This window comes from Roseomonas sp. AR75 (genome assembly GCF_005222815.1).
Classification (GTDB): domain Bacteria; phylum Pseudomonadota; class Alphaproteobacteria; order Acetobacterales; family Acetobacteraceae; genus Falsiroseomonas.
In genome coordinates this window covers 675799-693959 of record NZ_STGB01000006.1, presented here as the reverse complement: position 1 = coordinate 693959, position 18161 = coordinate 675799, and the positions used below count along the sequence as shown (strand labels likewise).

Annotated in this window: 16 protein-coding genes; 6 read left to right on the top strand and 10 right to left on the bottom strand. The window is 71.1% G+C overall.

The genetic code is table 11. The features are described from left to right. Positions 1-14: 14 nt before the first annotated feature. The 4 genes from E4T13_RS27860 to E4T13_RS27845 are packed head-to-tail and all read right to left on the bottom strand — an operon-like array spanning position 15 to position 3816. On the bottom strand, positions 15-824 hold the full coding sequence (locus E4T13_RS27860; protein ID WP_137181600.1) for a sugar phosphate isomerase/epimerase: 810 nt from the start codon (positions 822-824) through the stop codon (positions 15-17). Further along, positions 824-1984: a dihydrodipicolinate synthase family protein gene (locus E4T13_RS27855; RefSeq protein ID WP_137181599.1), complete on the bottom strand. Its 1161-nt coding sequence runs from the start codon at positions 1982-1984 to the stop codon at positions 824-826. Before E4T13_RS27855 ends, E4T13_RS27860 begins: the two co-directional genes overlap by 1 nt. A gap of 5 nt (positions 1985-1989) precedes the next feature. Then, positions 1990-3144 (bottom strand): Gfo/Idh/MocA family protein, encoded by a 1155-nt coding sequence (locus E4T13_RS27850; RefSeq protein ID WP_137181598.1) that lies wholly within the window; start codon positions 3142-3144, stop codon positions 1990-1992. Positions 3145-3201: 57 nt separating this feature from the next. Then, complete coding sequence (locus E4T13_RS27845) at positions 3202-3816, bottom strand: TetR/AcrR family transcriptional regulator (RefSeq protein ID WP_240791326.1); 615 nt, start codon at positions 3814-3816, stop codon at positions 3202-3204. A gap of 167 nt (positions 3817-3983) precedes the next feature. Here E4T13_RS27845 and E4T13_RS27840 point away from each other — a divergent pair, with 167 nt between their 5' ends. Continuing rightward, positions 3984-4925: an SMP-30/gluconolactonase/LRE family protein gene (locus E4T13_RS27840; protein ID WP_137181596.1), complete on the top strand. Its 942-nt coding sequence runs from the start codon at positions 3984-3986 to the stop codon at positions 4923-4925. Between the two features lie 214 nt (positions 4926-5139). Here E4T13_RS27840 and E4T13_RS27835 read toward each other — a convergent pair whose 3' ends face one another. From E4T13_RS27835 to glpK, 3 genes are read right to left on the bottom strand one after another with little or no spacing between them, the layout of a single operon-like run. After that, positions 5140-6258, bottom strand: a complete 1119-nt coding sequence (locus E4T13_RS27835; protein WP_137181595.1) for an NAD(P)/FAD-dependent oxidoreductase — start codon at positions 6256-6258, stop codon at positions 5140-5142. Positions 6259-6313: 55 nt separating this feature from the next. Then, positions 6314-7468, bottom strand: coding sequence for a DegT/DnrJ/EryC1/StrS family aminotransferase (locus E4T13_RS27830; RefSeq protein ID WP_170985297.1), 1155 nt, complete (start codon positions 7466-7468; stop codon positions 6314-6316). Beyond that, on the bottom strand, positions 7465-8952 hold the full coding sequence (gene glpK, locus E4T13_RS27825; protein ID WP_137181593.1) for a glycerol kinase GlpK: 1488 nt from the start codon (positions 8950-8952) through the stop codon (positions 7465-7467). The genes E4T13_RS27830 and glpK overlap by 4 nt, the downstream gene beginning before the upstream one ends. A 143-nt stretch (positions 8953-9095) precedes the next feature. On the opposite strand from glpK, the gene E4T13_RS27820 reads away from it, so the two are divergent. The 3 genes from E4T13_RS27820 to E4T13_RS27810 are packed head-to-tail and all read left to right on the top strand — an operon-like array spanning position 9096 to position 11524. Beyond that, complete coding sequence (locus E4T13_RS27820; protein ID WP_170985296.1) at positions 9096-9641, top strand: cytochrome P460 family protein; 546 nt, start codon at positions 9096-9098, stop codon at positions 9639-9641. Between the two features lie 19 nt (positions 9642-9660). Further along, the gene (locus tag E4T13_RS27815; protein WP_137181591.1) at positions 9661-10317 is read left to right on the top strand and encodes a DUF1028 domain-containing protein; all 657 of its coding nucleotides are present in this window, start codon (positions 9661-9663) and stop codon (positions 10315-10317) included. A 34-nt stretch (positions 10318-10351) separates the two neighbouring features. Beyond that, positions 10352-11524, top strand: coding sequence for a M20 aminoacylase family protein (locus E4T13_RS27810; RefSeq protein ID WP_137181590.1), 1173 nt, complete (start codon positions 10352-10354; stop codon positions 11522-11524). A gap of 189 nt (positions 11525-11713) precedes the next feature. Here E4T13_RS27810 and E4T13_RS27805 read toward each other — a convergent pair whose 3' ends face one another. Next, the gene (locus E4T13_RS27805) at positions 11714-13438 is read right to left on the bottom strand and encodes a cation:proton antiporter (protein WP_170985295.1); all 1725 of its coding nucleotides are present in this window, start codon (positions 13436-13438) and stop codon (positions 11714-11716) included. Between the two features lie 86 nt (positions 13439-13524). Between E4T13_RS27805 and E4T13_RS27800 the strand changes: the two genes are divergently transcribed. Further along, a complete protein-coding gene (locus E4T13_RS27800) occupies positions 13525-14334 on the top strand; it encodes an alpha/beta hydrolase (protein ID WP_170985294.1) in 810 nt (269 codons plus the stop codon). Beyond that, entirely contained in the window at positions 14331-15050 is a 720-nt protein-coding gene (locus E4T13_RS27795; RefSeq protein WP_137181587.1) for an SDR family oxidoreductase, read from the top strand. The genes E4T13_RS27800 and E4T13_RS27795 overlap by 4 nt, the downstream gene beginning before the upstream one ends. On the opposite strand, the gene E4T13_RS27790 is transcribed toward E4T13_RS27795, so the two are convergent. Then, positions 15025-17055, bottom strand: a complete 2031-nt coding sequence (locus E4T13_RS27790; RefSeq protein ID WP_137181586.1) for a TRAP transporter permease — start codon at positions 17053-17055, stop codon at positions 15025-15027. The genes E4T13_RS27795 and E4T13_RS27790 overlap by 26 nt on opposite strands. A gap of 10 nt (positions 17056-17065) precedes the next feature. Then, positions 17066-18091, bottom strand: coding sequence for a TAXI family TRAP transporter solute-binding subunit (locus E4T13_RS27785; RefSeq protein ID WP_137181585.1), 1026 nt, complete (start codon positions 18089-18091; stop codon positions 17066-17068). Between the last annotated feature and the right edge of the window lie 70 nt (positions 18092-18161).

The following is an 18161-nucleotide window of genomic DNA, read 5'->3' as shown; positions in this document are numbered from 1 at the left end:
GTCTTCGTTGCGCGTCACACGGCGGTCTGGTGCCGCCTGGTGATTTCGTCCAGGACCTCATCCGGGTCCCTTGCCCACCAGCGGGTCGAGAGGATTTCGACCTCCGCGAATCCGCCGGAATAGCCGGCCTCCACCGCCATGCGGCGGATGGCGGGAATGTCGATCACGCCCTCGCCCGGCAGGCCGCGGTCGAAGACGGTGTCCGTGGTCGGCACCTTCCAGTCGCAGACATGGAAGGCGGCGATGCGCTTGCCGGCACGCGCCACCTGGCGCGTGAGATCGGGGTCCCACCAGACGTGGTACACATCGAGCGCAATGCCCGCGCCCTCGCCCAGCTCGTCGCAGAGATCGAGCGCCTGGGACAGCGTGGAGAGCACGGAACGATCCGCGCAGGTCATGGGGTGCAGCGGCTCCAGCGCCAGCGTCACGCCGGCGGCGCGCGCATCCGGCAAGATGGCGTGCAGGCCCTCGCGCATCTGCTCGCGCGCGCCGGGCAGGTCCTTCGAACCCGGCGGCAGGCCGCCGCCGAGCACCACCAGGCAGCGCGCGCCGATGGCGTGCGCTTCCGCGATGGCGCGGCGGTTGTCCTCGATCGCGGCGGCGCGCCCGGCCGCGTCCGCGGCCGGAAACATGCCGCCGCGGCAGAGGCCGGTCACGGTCAGGCCCGCGTCACGGATCTGCTTCGCCGCCTTCTCCACGCCCATCGCCTGCAACACGTCGCGCCAGGGCGAGATGCCCGCGATGCCATGCCGCGCGCAGCCCTCGATGCATTGTGCGAGGTTCCAGCGCTCCTTGACCGTGACGGTGTTGAGCGAGATCTGCATCAGGCGACGCCATGCACCGCGAGCAGCGAACGCATGCGGCTGACCGCCATGTCCGGGTCGCGCAGCAGGCCGGCCTTGTCGGCCAGGCGGAACAGCTCGGAGAAGTGCTGGATGCTGCGCGCGCTCTGCTGTCCCCCGACCATCACGAAGTGGTCCTGGTGGCCGTTGAGCCAGGCCATGAACACCACGCCCGTCTTGTAGAAGCGTGTCGGCGCCTTGAAGATGTGACGGCTGAGCGGCACCGTCGGCGCCAGGATATCGTGGAAGGTCGTCAGGTCGTTGCGCTGAAGCGACGCCAGCGCACCGCCCACCGCCGGCGCGATCGGATCAAAGATGCCGAGCAGCGCGTCGGAATAGCCCTGCTCGTCGCCGGCGATCAGCTCCGCATAGTTGAAGTCGTCGCCGGTGTACATCCGCACGCCCTTCGGCAGGCGGCGGCGCATCGCGATCTCCTTCCTGTCGTCGAGAAGCGAGATCTTCACGCCGTCCACCTTGGCGGCATTGGCGTGGATGACGGCGAGCGCCGTCTCCATCGCGGCCATGTGGTCGTGATTGCCCCAATAGCCTTCCAGCGCGGGGTCGAACATCTCGCCGAGCCAGTGGATGATCACCGGCTGCTTCACCTGGCCGAGGATGCGGTTGTAGACGCGTTCGTAGTCGGCGGGGCTGCGTGCGGCCTTGGCCAGGGCGCGCGACGCCATCAGGATGATGCGGCCGCCCATCTTCTCGACCGCCTCGCATTGTTCTTCGTAGGCGCGGATCACGTCGTCCACGCTGACGTCGGGTGCGGGCGTGAGATGATCCGTGCCCGCGCCGCTCGCCATGACCGCGCCCGGCACGTCCTTCATCGCGTCCAGGCTGCGCCGGATCAGCTCCTGCGCGGCGGTCCAGTCCAGGCCCATGCCGCGCTGCGCCGTGTCCATCGCCTCCGCCACGCCAAGGCCGAGCGACCACAGGTATTTGCGGAAGGCGATAGTGCGGTCCCAGTCGACCTTGGCGTCGAGCCAGGGATCCTGCTCCGCCAGCGGATCAGCCACCACATGCGCGGCGGCGAGCGCCACGCGCGGGAAAGGCGGCGTCGCCTTCGGGAAGTTCCGGGGCGCGCTGGTGGCGAAGGCTTCGATACGGCCGGAGGCAGCCGGAAGATTGATCGTCGGCATCGCCGTCACACCTCCAGCTTCGGCAGGTCGATCCAGCGGCGTTCCGCCCAGGATTGCAGCCCCGCTTCCGCAAGCTGCACGCCCTTCGCCCCTGCCAGCAGGTCCCAGGGATAGGTCGCCACCTCTCCCGCGAGGTAACGAAAGAACAGCTCCCACTGGGCGCGGAAGCCGTTCGGGTAGTCCTGCGTGGTCGGCACTTCCTGCCAGCCCGCGTAGAAGTCGATGGGCTGCGGGATGTCGGGGTTCCACACCGGCTTGGGCGTGTTCACGCGGCTCTGCGTCCAGCACTTCTGCAGTCCTGCGATGGCCGAGCCATGCGTGCCATCCACCTGGAAGGTGGCGAGGTCGTCGCGCCGCACGCGCGTCACCCAACTGCTGTTGATGTGCGCGACGATGCCGCCGGCGAGCTGGAAGGTGGCATAGGCCGCATCATCGGCATCCGCCTTGTAGCGCTTGCCCTGCTCGTCGATGCGTTCGGGGATGTGGACGGCGCCGAGGCAGGAGACGGCCTGCACCTCGCCAAACAGGTTGTCCAGCACGTAGCGCCAGTGGCAGAGCATATCGAGAATGATGCCGCCGCCCTCGGCCTTCTTGTAGTTCCAGGATGGCCGCTGCGCCGGTTGCAGGTCGCCCTCGAACACCCAGTAGCCGAACTCGCCCTTCACCGAGCAGATGCGGCCGAGCGCGCCGCTGTCGATCACCATCTTCAGCTTGCGCAGCCCCGGCAGGAACAGCTTGTCCTGCACCACGCCGGCCTTGATGCCGGCCTGCTTGGCGCGGCGCGCGACGTCCATTGCGTCGTCCAGATTGTCCGCCGTCGGCTTCTCGCAATAGATGTGCTTGCCGGCCGCGATCGCCTTGCGCAGCAGCGCCGCGCGCATCTGCGTGGTGGCGGCGTCAAAGAACAGCTCGTCCTTCGGATCGGCCAGGCAGGCATCGAGGTCGGTGCTGACGCGGCTGACGCCATGCGCCTTGGCCAGCGCCTCCAGCTTCTCGCGGTTGCGGCCGACCAGGATCGGGTCGGGCATCACCCGGTCGCCATTCGCCAGCTTCACGCCACCTTCGGCGCGGATCGCGGCGATGGAGCGGATGAGATGCTGGTTCATCCCCATCCGGCCGGTAACGCCGTTCATGATGAGGCCGATGCGGCGCTCCGCCATGGTGCTGTTGTTCCCTCCGTCGGTAACCGGTTGGTTACCCTGCGTCGGCGGGGACGGTCAAGGCCGCAGATAGCCCAGGACAACCTCGATGATGTGGCGCTCCCGCTCGCCGATCGCCGCCTCGGTGTCCAGCGCCGCGCCGAAGATGGTGGAGAGGGTGTGGCGGTTCGCGACATAGAAGTGCCCGAGCGCCAGCATGGAGATGTAGAGCTGCATGGGGTCCACGCCCGCGCGGAACACGCCCGCGGCCTCGCCGCGCGCCAGCACGCCACGCAGCGCCTCCGGGATCGGGGAATACAGCGCCGGCACGTCTTCCGACCGGCGCAGATAGGCCGCGCGGTGCAGGTTCTCCTGGTTCAGCAGCGCGACGAACTCCGGGTGACGGGCGGTGTAGCGCAGGTTGAAGGCAACGAGCCGTGCCATCGCCTCCGCCGGCGCCAGGCCCTCCACCACCACCGCGCGCTCCTCCTCGCGCTTGGCGGCGTAGGCGCGCTCCAGCACCGTAAGCCACAGCTCCTCCTTGGAGCCGAAATGCGCGTAGAGCATCCGCTTGTTGGCGCCGGCGCGCGCGGCGATCTCGTCCACGCGGCTGCCGGCGAGTCCCTTCTCGGCGAATTCGACCAGCGCGGCATCGAGGATGCGCTGCCGCGTCGCCGCGGCGCGCGCCGACACCGGCTTGGCCGCGCGCCCGGCCGACGGCGCGGCGCTTGGCGACAAGGCTGGCGCACGGGATGCAACCCTGCGCGCCGTGACACCCGCCATGGTTCCCCTCCCCCGCGCTTCGCGGCAGCATGGCGCGCCTGGCGCCGCTTCGCCAAGAGAGAGGGAGGATGCCCCGCATGACCTGGACCGAGAGCCTTCGCTACCCCGATCCCGCGATCCGCGCGCTGGACCCCAGCTTCAAGCGCTACCACCTGGCGCTGAGCTCGGTGGAGCGGCTGTGGACCGGCAGCCGCTGGGGCGAAGGTCCGGTCTGGCTCGGCGACATGCGCTGCCTGCTTTGGTCCGACATCCCGAACAACCGCGTCCTGAAGTGGGACGAGGAGACCGGCGCGGTCAGCATCTTCCGCAAGCCGTCCAACAATGCCAACGGCCACACCCGCGATCGCCAGGGCCGCATCGTCGCCTGCGAGCATGGCGGGCGTCGCGTGGTGCGGCACGAATACGACGGCGGCGTCACGGTCCTCGCCGACAGCTACCAGGGCAAGAAGCTCAACAGCCCGAACGACGTGGTGGTGAAGAGCGACGGCAGCATCTGGTTCACCGACCCGCCCTTCGGCATCGGCGGCTTCTACGAAGGCGAGCGCCACGTCGCGGAACTGCCGCACACCAATGTCTATCGCGTGGACGGCGCGAGCGGCGCGATCACGCTGGTGGCGGACGACATCGACCACCCGAACGGCCTGGCCTTCAGCCCCGACGAGAAGATCCTGTACGTCGTCGAAAGCCGCGCCGAGCCGCGGAAGATCCTGGCCTATGACGTGGATGGCGAAAGGCTGCGCAACCGGCGCGTCCTCATCGACTGCGCGCCCGGCGAGACGCCCGACGGCTTCCGCGTGGATGTGGACGGCAACCTGTGGTGCGGCTGGGGCATGGGCGGACCGGGGATGGACGGCGTGAAGGTGTTCAACAGCGCAGGCGCGCCGATCGGCTTCATCGACCTGCCGGAACGCTGCGCGAATGTCGCCTTCGGCGGGCGGCACCGGAACCGCCTGTTCATGGCCGCGGCGCATTCGCTCTATGCGCTGTACGTGAACACGCAGGGTGCGCCTGGGGGCTGAGGCGAAGACCCCCACCCCGACCCTCCCCCGCTTCGCGGGAGAGGGAGAAGCTCGCGCCAACGCTCCCTCTCCCGCGCAGCGGGGGGTTCGACGCCGAAGGCGTCGAACGCCGGAGTTGCGGCGGCCTGCCGCCGATACGTAGGCTGGTGGCTGAGCGCAGCGAAGCCGGGTGGGGGCGCGACCGACATTGCCCAGGAAGCACCTGGCTTCCGCGTCAGTCGTCGGGCGCCTCCATCCCCGCCGCCGCCAGCACATGATCGGCCAGGGCGAGCGAGGCCGTCAGCCCCGGGCTCTCGATGCCGAACAGGTTCACCAGCCCCTTCACGCCATGCTCCGCCGCGCCCTGCACCACGAAATCCTGTGCGGGTGCGCCCGGCGGCACGATCTTCGGCCGGATGCCGGAATAGCCGGGCTCCAGCGCGCCATCCGGCAGCTCCGGCCAGTAGCGCCGTATCGCCGCGTAGAAGCTGTCGCCGCGCCGCGGGTCCACCGCGTAGTCGATGCCCTCCACCCACTCCACATCGGGGCCGAAGCGCGCGCGGCCGCCGAGGTCGATGGTCAGATGCGTCCCCAGCCCGCCCGGCACCGGCACGGGATAGATCAGCCGGCTGAAGGGCGTGCGCCCCGTCAGCGTGAAGTAGTTGCCCTTCGCAAACCACGCGCCGGGCACGTGTTCCGCCGGCATGCCGGCGATGCGACGCGCCAGCGCCGGCGCGTGCAGCCCGGCGGCGTTCACCACGAGCTTCGCGCGCAGCCGCATCGGCTCCGCGCCGCCGACATCGAGCTCGATGCCCTGCTCCGTCGCGCGCCCTGCCTTGACCGGCGCATGGAACGCGAAGATCGCGCCGGCATGCTCCGCCTCGCCCTGCAGCGCCAGCATGAAGGCGTGGCTGTCCACGATGCCGGTGGAAGGCGAGAGCAGCGCCGCCGTGCAGTGCAGCGCCGGCTCCAGCGCCAGCGCCTCTTCCCGCGTCAGCCTGCGCAGGTCGTCCACGCCATTCGCCGCGGCGCGGCCGCGGATGCCTTCCAGCTTCTCGGCTTCTTCCGCATCGGTGGCGACAATCAGCTTGCCGCAATTGCGGAAGGGCACGCCGCGCTCGCGGCAGAAATCATAGAGCCGCCACTTCCCCTCCACGCAGGTCCGCGCGATCAGGCTGCCGGCCTTGTAGTAGATCCCGGCATGGATCACCTCGCTGTTGCGCGAGGAGGTCTCGGTGCCGATGCCCTCCGCCGCCTCCAGCACGAACACCTCGCGCCCGGCCAGCGCAAGCGCCCGCGCCACCGCCAGCCCCACCACGCCCGCGCCGATGACGATGGCGTCCAGCTCCTCCAAGCGTCTGTCTCCTGTCCGGTCGCCGTGTCGTAGATCGCGCCTCGGTCGCGCGCAATCAGCCGGGTGCGTCCTGCATCGCCTGCGCCAGCGCGGCGCCGAGACGATCCAGATCGCGCTCCGCCAGGGCCAGCGGGTTGACCACCAGAAGCCCCTCGCGCAGACGCCCCTGGTTCACATGGATGCGCTGCGCGCGCAGCGCGGCCTCGGCGGCGCGGGCGTCGCGCGGGCGCAGCAACAGCAGCGGCACGGCGCCCTGCGCGATCTCGCCCGCGCCTGCCGCCGCGCGCACCCGTTCCAGCACCGCACGCAGCCGCGCCGTGCGATCCGCATCGGCTTCCGCGACGAAACGGCGCAGCGCGACGAGCAGGCCGACCACCTCCTCCTTCCCTGCCTTGCAGGACCGCCCGATTCCGTGCTGCGGCAGGCGCGGCGGGGCAGCGTTGCCGGCAAACTCGGGCGGCAGGCGGAACTGCGTCTCGGGCAGGTCGAGATCCAGCATCTGCAGCAGCGCCGAGCACACCAGGTCGCGCCGCCCGGCAAGAATGCCGCTGGATTGCGGCCCGCCGATCGCCTTGCCGCCGGAGAAGCAGACGAGGTCCGCGCCCTCCGCGATGAAGCGCCGCAGGTTGCCGGCGGGCGGCAGTTGCGCCGCGGCGTCCACCAGCAACGGCACGCCGGCATCGCGTGCCACGCGAGCGATATCCGGCAGCGAAGGCTCGCTCCAGGGCTGCGCAACCCAGAAGACGGCCGCGGTCCGCGGGGTAATCGCGGCGGCGATCTCGCCAGCCGAGGCGTCGCGCACGCCGGCGCCGCTGAAGCGATCGGGGATGCCGACCTCCACGATGCGCCCGCCGGCCACGCGCAGCGCGCGGTCGTACATGTTGCGCTGGCTGCGCGCCATGACGAAGTCGCGCCGCTCGCCAGCTTCCGGCAGCGCATCCATCGCGGCGGTATCGAGCCGCGCCAGGCACGCCGCCGCGCCGAGCAGCAGCGCGGCGGAGGCGCCGGCGGTCACGATGCCGGCCTCCGCGCCGGTCGCCTCGGCTATCGCGCGACTGGCGGCGGCCTGCAGCTCGAGGATGTCCACGCAGGCGGTCGCGGCTTCCGCCATGGCGGCGGTCACCGCGGGGTGCATCATGCCGCCCGACAGCCGCGTGTTGGTGCCGGCCGCGTTGATGATGGGCGTGACGCCGAGATCGTCGAATATCACGACAGCACCCGCCGGACGGCGTCCTTCCATTGCGCGTAGCGCCGATCCGCTTCCTGCCGCGGCATGCGCGGCGTGAAGCGACGTTCCAGCCGCCAATGCGCGACGGATGGTCCCGGCGGTGGCAGCAGCCCCGCCTGCAACCCCGCGAGATAGGCCGCGCCGAGCGCCGTCGTCTCCTGCACCACCGGCCGGTCCACCGGCGCGCCGAGCAGGTCGGCGAGGAACTGCATCGTCCAGTCCGACGCCACCATGCCGCCATCCACGCGCAGCACGCGCTTGGCACCCTCGGCCGACCAATCCGCCTCCATCGCCTCGACCAGGTCGCGGGTCTGGAACGCCACGGCTTCCAGCGCGGCCCGCGCGATCTCCGCGGGCCCCGTCCCGCGCGTCAGGCCGAAGATCGCGCCGCGCGCCTCGGCATCCCAATGCGGCGCGCCGAGGCCGACGAAGGCCGGCACGAACACCACATGCTGCGCGGGATCGGCCTGCTGCGCCAAGGCGCCGGTCTCCGCCGCCTCGCGGATCAGCTTCAGCCCGTCGCGCAGCCATTGCACCGCGGCGCCGGCCACGAAGATCGCACCTTCCAGCGCATAGCTGCGTCTGCCGCCGAGCTGCCAGGCCAGCGTGGTCAGCAGGCGGTTGTGCGACGCCACAGGCGTCTCCCCGGTGTTCAGCAGCGCGAAGCAGCCGGTGCCGTAGGTGGACTTCACCATGCCCGGCGCGAAGCAGGCCTGGCCGAGCATCGCGGCATGCTGGTCGCCGGCGATGCCGCGGATCGGCACGGCGGCGCCGAGCAGCGCCGGGTCCGTCGTGCCGAACTCGGCCGCGCAATCGAGGATGCGCGGCAGCACCGCGCGCGGGATGCGGAACAGCGCGAGAAGCTCATCGTCCCAGTCGCCGCGGCGGATGTCGTACAGCATGGTGCGGCAGGCATTGGTGGCGTCGGTCGCATGCACCCGCCCGCCGGTCAGCCGCCACAGCAGGAAGGAATCCACCGTGCCGAAAGCCAGTTCGCCGCGTTCCGCCGCGGCGCGGGCACCCGCCACGTGATCCAGCAGCCAGGCCAGCTTCGTCGCGCTGAAATAGGGATCGCAGAGCAGCCCGGTCCTGGCGGTGATCATGGCCGCCGCGCCCTCCGCCCCCAACCGTGCGCAATGCGCCGCGGTGCGCCGGTCCTGCCAGACGATGGCGCGATGCAGCGCGCGGCCCGTGGCGCGGTCCCACAGCAGCGTCGTCTCGCGCTGGTTGGTGATGCCGATGCCGGCCAGGCTGGCGGCCGCGACGCCACCATCGGCCAGCGCCTGCTTCAGCACGGCCAGGCTGGCGCGCCAGATCTCCTCCGGCTCATGCTCCACCCAGCCTGGCGACGGGTAGTGCTGCTCCAGCGGCAGTTGTGCCGTGGCGCGCGGCACCAGCGCGGCGTCGTGCAGGATCCCGCGGGTGGAGGTGGTGCCCTGGTCCAGGGCCAGCAGGGCGTCCTTCATCGCGCTTCCTCCGCAACGTGGCTTCCCTGATATCGGCAGAGGCCTGGCGGCGCCAGGGGCCGGCCGGCCCGCGATCCGGCTGGCTTCCCTGCGCGGCGCGTGGCTTGATGCGCTGCCGGCGACGCGCCGGCAGGAGGACCTCCATGCAACGGACGATGCTGGCCGCGGGCGCCGCCCTGCTGGCCCTGACCGCCCTGGCCACCGCCCAGACACGGCCGAGCTACGCGCCGGGGCCGCAGAACATCACCCTGCCGGCCGACTGGCAGCAGCGCTTCGTCCGCTACGCTACGGTGGACAAGGCCGACCGGAAGATCATCCGCCACATGTACGTCAATCCCGAATCCTTTGCCGCCATCCGCAGCGGCCAGCCGGCGCCGCATGGCACGCTGCTGATCATGGCCGACACGCGCGCGCGGCTCGACCCGCAGGGCAACCCGCTGCTCGACACCGCCGGCCGCTTCATCCCGGAGCCCGGCTGGATCGCCATCGGCACGCAGCAGAAGGAAGCCGGCTGGGGCGAAGGCTACGGGCCGGAACAGCGCAACGGCGAATGGGAATACGCCGCCTTCACCGGCAGCGGCGAACGCCGCAACATTCCGCTCAACAGCTGCTTCGGCTGTCATTTGCAGGCCCGCGCCGGCCAGGACTTCAACTTCACCTACTGGGACTACGCCCAGGCCCGGCGTTGACGCCCAGGCGCATGGCACGATGACCTTCTCCCTGATCGGCCGCTGCGCGCGCACCGGCCAGTTCGGCGCCGCCGCCACCACCTCCTCCCTCGCAGTGGGCGCGCGGGTGCATGCGGTGGCACCCGGCCTGGGCGCCGTGCTCACCCAGCACCGCACCGATCCGCGCCTCGGCCCGCGCGGCATCGGGTTGCTGCGCTCCGGCTGCACGGCGGAGGAGACCATCGCTGCGCTCGTTGCCTCCACCCCCGACCATAAGTGGCGCCAGCTTGCCGCGATCGACGCCGCGGGGCGTACCGCGCATTTCCACGGCGCGCGGGTGAAGCCCGAATCCGGCGCGGCGCATGCGCGCGACGTGGTCGCCATCGGCAACATCCTGTCCAGCGCCAGGGTGCCGGACGCCATGGCGCAGGCCTTCGCGGCGCATCCTGAGCTGCCGCTGGCCGAGCGCCTCGTGCGCGGCCTGGAAGCCGGAGAAGCCGCGGGCGGCGAGCATGGCGATGTCCGCTCCGCCAGCCTGATGGTGTTCGGCGCGCATGATTTCGCCCTGGTGGATCTGCGGGTCGATGGCGACGCCGCCCCCATCCCGCGCCTGCGCAGCCTGTGGGAGGAATACGCCCCCCTGGTGGATGCCTATGTCGTCCGGGTGCTCAACCCGGATGAGGCCATCGTGCTATAGCGTTCGCCTGATCACGCCCGAGACAAGGACAACCATGCCGGTCCTCAACCGCATCGCCGAGTTCCAGCCCGAGATGGCCGGCTGGCGCCAGGATTTCCACCAGAACCCCGAGCTCTGCTTCCAGGAGCACCGCACCGCCGAGCAGGTGGCGAAGCTGTTGCGGAGCTGGGGCATCGAGACGCATGCGAACATCGCCACCACCGGCGTCGTTGGCGTGCTGCGCGCCGGCAGCGGCACGCGCTCCATCGGACTGCGCGCCGACATGGATGCGCTGCCGATGCCGGAGGAAACGGGCCTGCCCTATGCCTCGGTCACGCCGGGCAAGATGCATGCCTGCGGCCATGACGGTCACACCTCCATGCTGCTCGGCGCGGCGAAATACCTGGCAGAGACGAAGAACTTCGACGGCACCGTCGTCTTCATCTTCCAGCCCGCCGAGGAAGGCGGCGCGGGCGCCAAGGTGATGATGGACGAAGGCCTGTTCGCGCGCTTTCCCTGCGACGCCGTCTATGGGCTGCACAACGACCCGACCCTTCCGCTGGGCCAGGCGGATATCCGCTACGGCGCGATGATGGCCGCGGCCGACGGCTTCACCATCACCGTGCGCGGCGCCGGCGGCCATGCGGCGCGGCCGCATGCCGGGGTGGACCCGGTGGTGGTCGGCGCGCAGATCGTCACCGCGCTGCAGACCATCGCCTCCCGCCGGGTGGACCCGCTGGAAAGCGCCGTCATCAGCATCACGCAGTTCCACGCCGGAACAGCGCAGAACGTGATTGCGGACGAGGCGATGCTGAACGGCACCGTGCGCACCCTCTCCCCCGCCGTGCGCGACCTGGTCGAGCAGAAGATGCGCCGCATCGTGGAGGCGACCGCCGCCGCGCATGACGCGACCGTGACTCTGGAATACAAGCGCGGCTACCCACCCACCGTGAACCACGCCGAGCAGGCGCGCCGCGCCGCGCGCGCCGCGGAGACCGTGCTGGGCGGCGGCCGCGTGCATCGCGACAAGCCGCCGGTGATGGGCGCGGAGGATTTCGCGTATTTCCTGCTGGACCGCCCCGGCGCCTACATCAAGCTCGGCCAGGCCCAGGGCGAGAAGGGCGCGCGCCCGGTCCACACCACGCGCTACGATTTCAACGACGAACTGCTGCCGGTCGGCGCCAGCTTCTTCGCCACGCTGGTGGAGCAGGAACTGCCGCGGCCTTAGTGACCGTTTGAGAACACCGGGCGGGTCGGCTCCGCGGGTCCTTTCCGCCCCTGCTGCGTTGCCGGACTTGCCGATGCAACCAGCATCGGCGGCGTCCGGCGCCTTCCAGGGACGAAAAATCCCCTGCGGGGCCTCAGCCACCGGCATTCTCAAACGGTCACTTAGCGCCCGCCATCACCCCGCCCGGCGTCACCCTGTCCGCCGGCCGCGCAGCGCCTCCACCGTGGCCTGCGCGGCGCCGGGCGCGACACCCAGATGCAGCATGGCGTAGTCGGCCATGCCCAGCGCCACTTCCCGCTCGCCCATCATCACCAGGCCGACGCCTTCCTCCGCTTCCATCAGCACCGCTTCCTCGTCGCTGTGGGTGCGCAGGATGGCGTGGATGGCGGGGTTCGCCGCCCGCGCCAGCGCCAGCACGGCGCGCGCCTCCACCGCGCCGGGCAGCGCGATCACCAGAAGCCGCGCGCGGTCCAGCGCAGCCGCGCTCAGCACCTCCGGCCTTGTGGCATCGCCCCAGACCGCTGCCGTGCCCTCCGCCACCAAACGCTCGGCGGCCTGGCGGTTCTCTTCGACCGCGACAACCGGCAGGCCGTGCTCGCGCAGTGCGCGGATCACCAGGGCGCCGACGCGCCCGGTGCCGACCACCACCGCATGGCCCGCCATCGGCGCTGTTGCCGTCAGGCTGCGGCGGGGGCGGCGCTCGCCGCGCCACAGCGCCAGCCGTGCCGACCGCTCCAGCCGCGGCGCCGCTGCTTCTGCCAGGCGCAGCAGCAGCGGCGTCAGCAGGATCGTCGCCACCGCCGCCACCAGCACCGGGCCGCGCACCGCATCCGGCAGGATCTCCCGCCGCACCGCCACCTCCGTCAGCAGGAAGGAGAACTCGCCGATCTGCCCCAGTGAGCCGGCGACGGTCGCCGCGGTGCGCGGATGCACGCGCAGCAGCAGCAGAAGGCCGAAGGTGCCGCCCGCCACCGCCAGCAGCACCACCAGCACCGAGGCCGCCGCGGCCAGCGGCTGCGCCATCGCCGCGGCCGGGTCCAGCAGCATGCCGACCGAGACGAAGAAGATCGCGGCGAAGATGCGCTGCATCGGCATCGCCTCGGCCGCGGCCTGGTGGCCCAGGTCGCTCTCGCCCAGCACAACGCCGGCGAAGAAGGCGCCGAGCGCGAAGGACACGCCGAACAGCGTCGAGGCGAGGAAGGCCACGCCAAGGGCCATGGCCAGCACCGCCAGCGTGAACAGCTCGCGCGAGCCGCCGCGCGCCACGCGCACCAGCAGCCAGGGCAGCGCCCGGCGGCCGAACACCCACATCACGCCGAGGAAGGCTGCGAGCGATACCGCCGCCTTGCCCAGTTCGTAGCCCAGCGATCCGTCCTCGTCCTGCTGCACGCCCGCCACCGCCGGCAGCATCACCAGCGCGAAGACAACCACCAGGTCCTGCATCACCAGCCAGCCCAGCGCGATGCGCCCGGCCTCGCTGCCCAGCCGCCCGCGCTCCTCCAGCGCGCGCGTCGCCACGGCGGTGGAGGAGATCGCCATCGCAAGCCCGAAGGCGAGCGCGGCGCCCAAGCCAAGGCCAAGCGCCAGGACGCCGACAACCGCACCCAGGCCGCTGGCCAGCGCGATCTGTCCGAGCGCGCCCGGCACCGCGACATGCCGTACCGCCAGCAGGTCGGCGGGGCGGAAATGCAGCCCCACGGAGAACAGCAGCAGCGCCACGCCCAGCTCCGCCATGGCGGAGACGACGCCATGCTCCGCCACGAAGCCAGGCGTATAGGGGCCGACGACGATCCCCGCGACGATGTAGCCGATGATCGCCGGCAGCTTCAGCGCGCGGGCGGCTGCGCCGAACAGGAAGGCAAGCAGGATGCAGGCGACGAAGGTCGCCAGCACCGGATCGGGCCCATGATGCATCCGCCGACCATAGGATGCCGGCCCGCCGTCGCGCCATCGCGCCCGGCCCCGTTGCCGCGCGCGGCGGGCGGCGCCAGGATCGGGCGATGCGGTCTCCCGATGCCGTTCCCTTGCGCTATGCCCGCGGCACGCTGCTGGCCTGGGACCCGCCCGTGCCACGCGCCGGGGCCCCCGCTCTGCTTCTGCTGCACGGCGCGGCCTGCGGCGCATGGGTGTGGCAGGAGGGGTTCGGCGCGCGCCTAGCCGCGGCGGGGCACGCGGTCTTCGCCCCCGATTTCGGCCGCGGACACCCGAGCGCACCGGCCGGGCTGGTGGACTTCATGGCCGATGCGCGCGCGGCGCTGGAGGCGATGCGGCGCCCCGCCGTGCTGGTCGGCCATTCGCTCGGCGGCCTCGTCGCGCAACGCATGCTGGCCGATACCGCCGTGCTGGGCTGCGCGCTGCTGGCGCCGGTGCCGCCGGAGGGGCTCGCCTGGGCGAATTGGCGGCTCGCCATGGCCGATCCGCCGCTCTGGCGCGCGCTGTCGCGCATGACCGAACCGGCCGGCCCCGCGGCCGAGGCGGCGGTGCTGCGCCGCGCCCTGTTCTCCGGCGCGCTGCCGGATGGCGTGGCCATCCGCCACCTCGCGCGCATGGGCGGGGAGAGCCGGTCGGCGCTGCTGGAAGCGCAGGCGCCGCAACCCGTCCCGCCGGCCTGGGGCCTCGGCAAGCCCTGCGTCGTCTATGGCGCGCGGCGCGACAAGCTGATCCCGGCGGATGCCGTGGTGCGCACCGCGGCCTGGCATGGCAGCCGCTTCGCGCTGCTGGACGAGTTCGGCCACGCCATGATGCTGGACGCGGCGCGGGATGCGCTGGCGGACCGCGTCACCAATTGGCTTGAGGAGACGTTCCGTTGAGCGCCATCGTCATCACCGGCGGTGCCGGCGGCATCGGCCGCGCCATCGCGCGCCGCGCCACCGAGGCTGGCTGGCGGCCCGTCACGCTCGACCTGCGCGAGCCCGAGGACGCGCTGCCGAACGAGGCCTTCTTCCGCTGCGACTTCGCCGATGCCGGGCAGGCGCGCGCCGTGCTGGCGGAAGCCGTGGCGAAGCACGCGCCGACGCGGCTGGTCAACAATGTCGGCATCGTCCGCCCTGCCCTGCTGGAGGACACCAGCATCGAGGACCTGGCCGCGGTGATGGATGTGAACCTGCGCAGCGCGGTGCTGGCGGCGCAGGCGCTGCTGCCGACCATGCGCGACGCGGGCTTCGGGCGCATCGTCAACATCGCCTCCCGCGCCGCCCTGGGGAAGGAATTGCGCACCGCCTATGCCGCCAGCAAGGCCGGGCTGATCGGGCTGACCCGCACCTGGGCGCTGGAACTGGCCGCGCAGGGCATCACGGTGAACGCCATCGGGCCAGGACCGATCGCGACGGACCTGTTCCGCCGCGCCAATCCCGACAACAGCCCGAAGACCCGCGCGATCATCGAGGGCGTGCCGGTGAAGCGCCTCGGCACACCCGAAGACATCGCGCATGCCGCGTCCTATCTGCTGGACGACCGCAGCGGCTTCGTGACGGGGCAGACACTCTATGTCTGCGGCGGGCTCACGGTCGGGCTGGCACCGGCGTAGCGCGACGCGCGCGGAGCCAGTTCAGCGCCACCACCGGTGCCGCAATCGCCATGCCGACCAGCGTCAGCGGCCCGTTCGGCGAGACCATCATCAGCGCCGAGGCCACCAGCAGCACCTGCGAGCCGATGCCCATATGGGTGAAGGCATAGCCGGTCAGGCCGACGCCCAGCACCAGCACGCCGAGCGCGCAGGTGAAGGTGACGAAGGCGAAATCCGTCCAGGTGAAGCCATCCACCATGATCAGCATGGTCGGCGCATAGGCGAAGACGAAGGGCACCGTCGCCTTCGCCGCGCCCAGCCGGAACGCCGTCAGCCCGGTACGGAACGGATTCGATCCCGCGATGCCGGCCGCGGCATAGGCCGCTACGCAGACCGGCGGCGTCAGGTCCGCGAGGATGCCGAAATACAGGATGAACAGATGCGCCGCGATCGGCGGCACGCCGAGTTGCACGACCGACGGCGCCGCGATCGCCGCCAGCACGATGTAGAGCGCCGTGGTCGGGATGCCTGCCCCCATCGCGATGCAGATCAGCGCGACGAAGAGCAGCGTCAGGAACAGCGTCAGCGCCTGGATGCTGACCCAGCCGGTCGGCAGGAAATCCGCCAGCGGCTGGAACATCGCCGCCGTCTGCGCCGCCGCCTGCGTCACGATGAAGCCGATGCGGAAGCCCGCACCGGTCAGCGTCACCACGCCCACTACCATGCCGACCGCCGCCGCCGCGGCGCCCACCGCCAGCGCGTAGCGCGCGCCGATGTCGAAGGCGTCCCACAGGTCGCGCAGCGTCAGGCGGTTGCGGGGGTTGATGAAGCCGACGACGATGCAGGCGGTGATGCCGTAGAAGGCGGCAAGGTAGGGCGTGTAGCCCTCCATGATCACCCAGACGAGCAGCACCAGCGGGATCACCGTGGGCCAGCCGTCGCGCACCGTCGGCCAGAGCTTCGGCAACTCGTCCGGCTCCATGCCGCGCAGGCCGAGGCGCTTCGCCTCGAAATGCACCTGCACGAAGACGCCCCAGAAATGCATCGCCGCCGGAACCGCCGCGGCGATCAGCAGCGTGGTCAGCGGGATCTCCAGGAACTCGATCATCACGAAGGCGGCCGCGCCCATGATCGGCGGCGTGATCTGCCCGCCCGCGCTCGCCGCCGCTTCCACCGCGCCGGCGAAATGCGGCTTGTAGCCCACCTTCTTCATCGCCGGGATCGTCAGCGATCCCGTGGTGACGGTGTTGGCGATGGAACTGCCGCTGATCGAGCCGAACATCGCCGAGGACAGCACCGCCACCTTCGCCGGCCCGCCCGGATACCGCCCGGCGATGACGCTGGCGATGTCGATGAAGAACTGACCGAGACCCATGCGGGTCGCGATCACGCCGAACAGCACGAAGTGGAAGACATAGGTCGCCACGACCTTCGCGGGGATGCCGAAGATGCCTTCCTGCGTCAGGTAGACATGGTTGACGAAGCCGGCCCAGTCCGCGCCCGGATGCGACAGCACGCCCGACAGGTGGTTGCCGTAGAGGGCGTAAAGGATGAACACGATCACGATGACCGGCAGCACCCAGCCCATGGCGCGCCGCGTCGCTTCCAGCACCAGCACGACCATGATCGTGCCCATGATGACATCGGTCTCGTTGGGCATGCCGATGCGGAAGGTCAGGTCGTCGAAGACGATGGGCAGGTAGATCGCCGCCGCCGCCACCAGCCCCGCCAGCACCCAGTCCAGCAGCGGCACGTTGCCGAGCGTCGGGCCGAACCAGATGCGGCCCGCAGGAAACATCAGGAAGATCAGGCCGAGCACCGCGGCCAGATGGATGGATTTGTGCCAGTGCTCGGTCAGGATGCCGAAGCCGGCGGTGTAGTAGTGGAACAGGGAGAGCGCGACGAGGAGCGTCGAGACGAAGGGCACGGCGAAGCCGGCCAGGTCGCGGAAGCGGAGCTCGCTGTCCGCTTCCTTCTCCAGCTTCGCCGCGGCTTCGAGGTCGAGCTTCGCGCGCTCCCCGCTCACGCCTCGCGCCTCAGCGCAGGATGCCGGCTTCGCGGTAGTAGCGCTCCGCGCCCGGATGGAAGGGCACCACGCCACGGCCGGTCAGCGCGCCTTCCTTCACGATCTCCTTGCCCTTGGCATGGCCGCGGTCGAGCAGGCCGCGCGTCGTCTCCGACCACAGCGCCTTCGTGATGGCATAGACGGTCGCTTCCGGCACGCTGTCGCGCACCACCCAGAGCGCGCCGACGGTCAGCGTCGGCACGTCGGCGGTCAATCCCTCATAGGCGGTGCGCGGGATCACGCCCGTGCCGTAGAAGGGCGCGCGCTCCATCACCTTCTGCGCCTCGGCGCCCTGAATCGGCAGGATTCGACACCCGGTGCGGCTGCAGAACTCAGTGAAGGCCGCTGCGGGATAGCCGACCACGGTGAAGGTCGCGTCCAGGCCGCGATCCTGCATCCGCTCCGTACCCTGCGCCTGGTTGAGATACTCGGCATTGTAGTCGCGCCCGGCGCGCATGCCGTTCGCTTCCAGGATCAGCTCGCTGCCGATCCGCGCGCCCGAGGCCTGCAGGCCGATGGCGATGCGCTTGCCGCGCAGGTCGGTGAAGTTCTGGATCGCGCTGTCCTTGCGGACCACGGCGTGGATGTGCTCGGGGAAGAGGTGCGCCAGGAAGCGCAGCCGCTCCAGCTTCGGCCGCCCCTCGAACAGGCCGGTGCCGGTGTAGGACCAGTGCAGAACGTCGGACTGCGTGAAGCCGCTTTCCGCATTGCCCGACTGCACGAGGTTCACGTTCTGCACGCTGCCCTGTGTCGCCTGCGCGACGGCGACCATGCCAGGCACGCCATCGGTCGCACCGGCGGTGTTGCAGGGTGCACCGGGCGGGCAGGAGATCGCGTTCGCGAGGATGCCGCCGATCGGATAATAGGTGCCGCCGGCGCTGCCCGTGCCGATGCGGAAGAATTGCGGCGCCTGCGCATGCGCCGCGCCGGATGCCGCAAGCGCGGCCGCGGCGCCGAGCCCAAGGGCGCGGCGTGATACGGTGTTGCCGTTCGTCATGATCCGGGTCTCCCTGTCAGCCCCGGCACCCTAGGCGGGGAGAGGGCCGGGCGACAACCCGGCCCGCTTC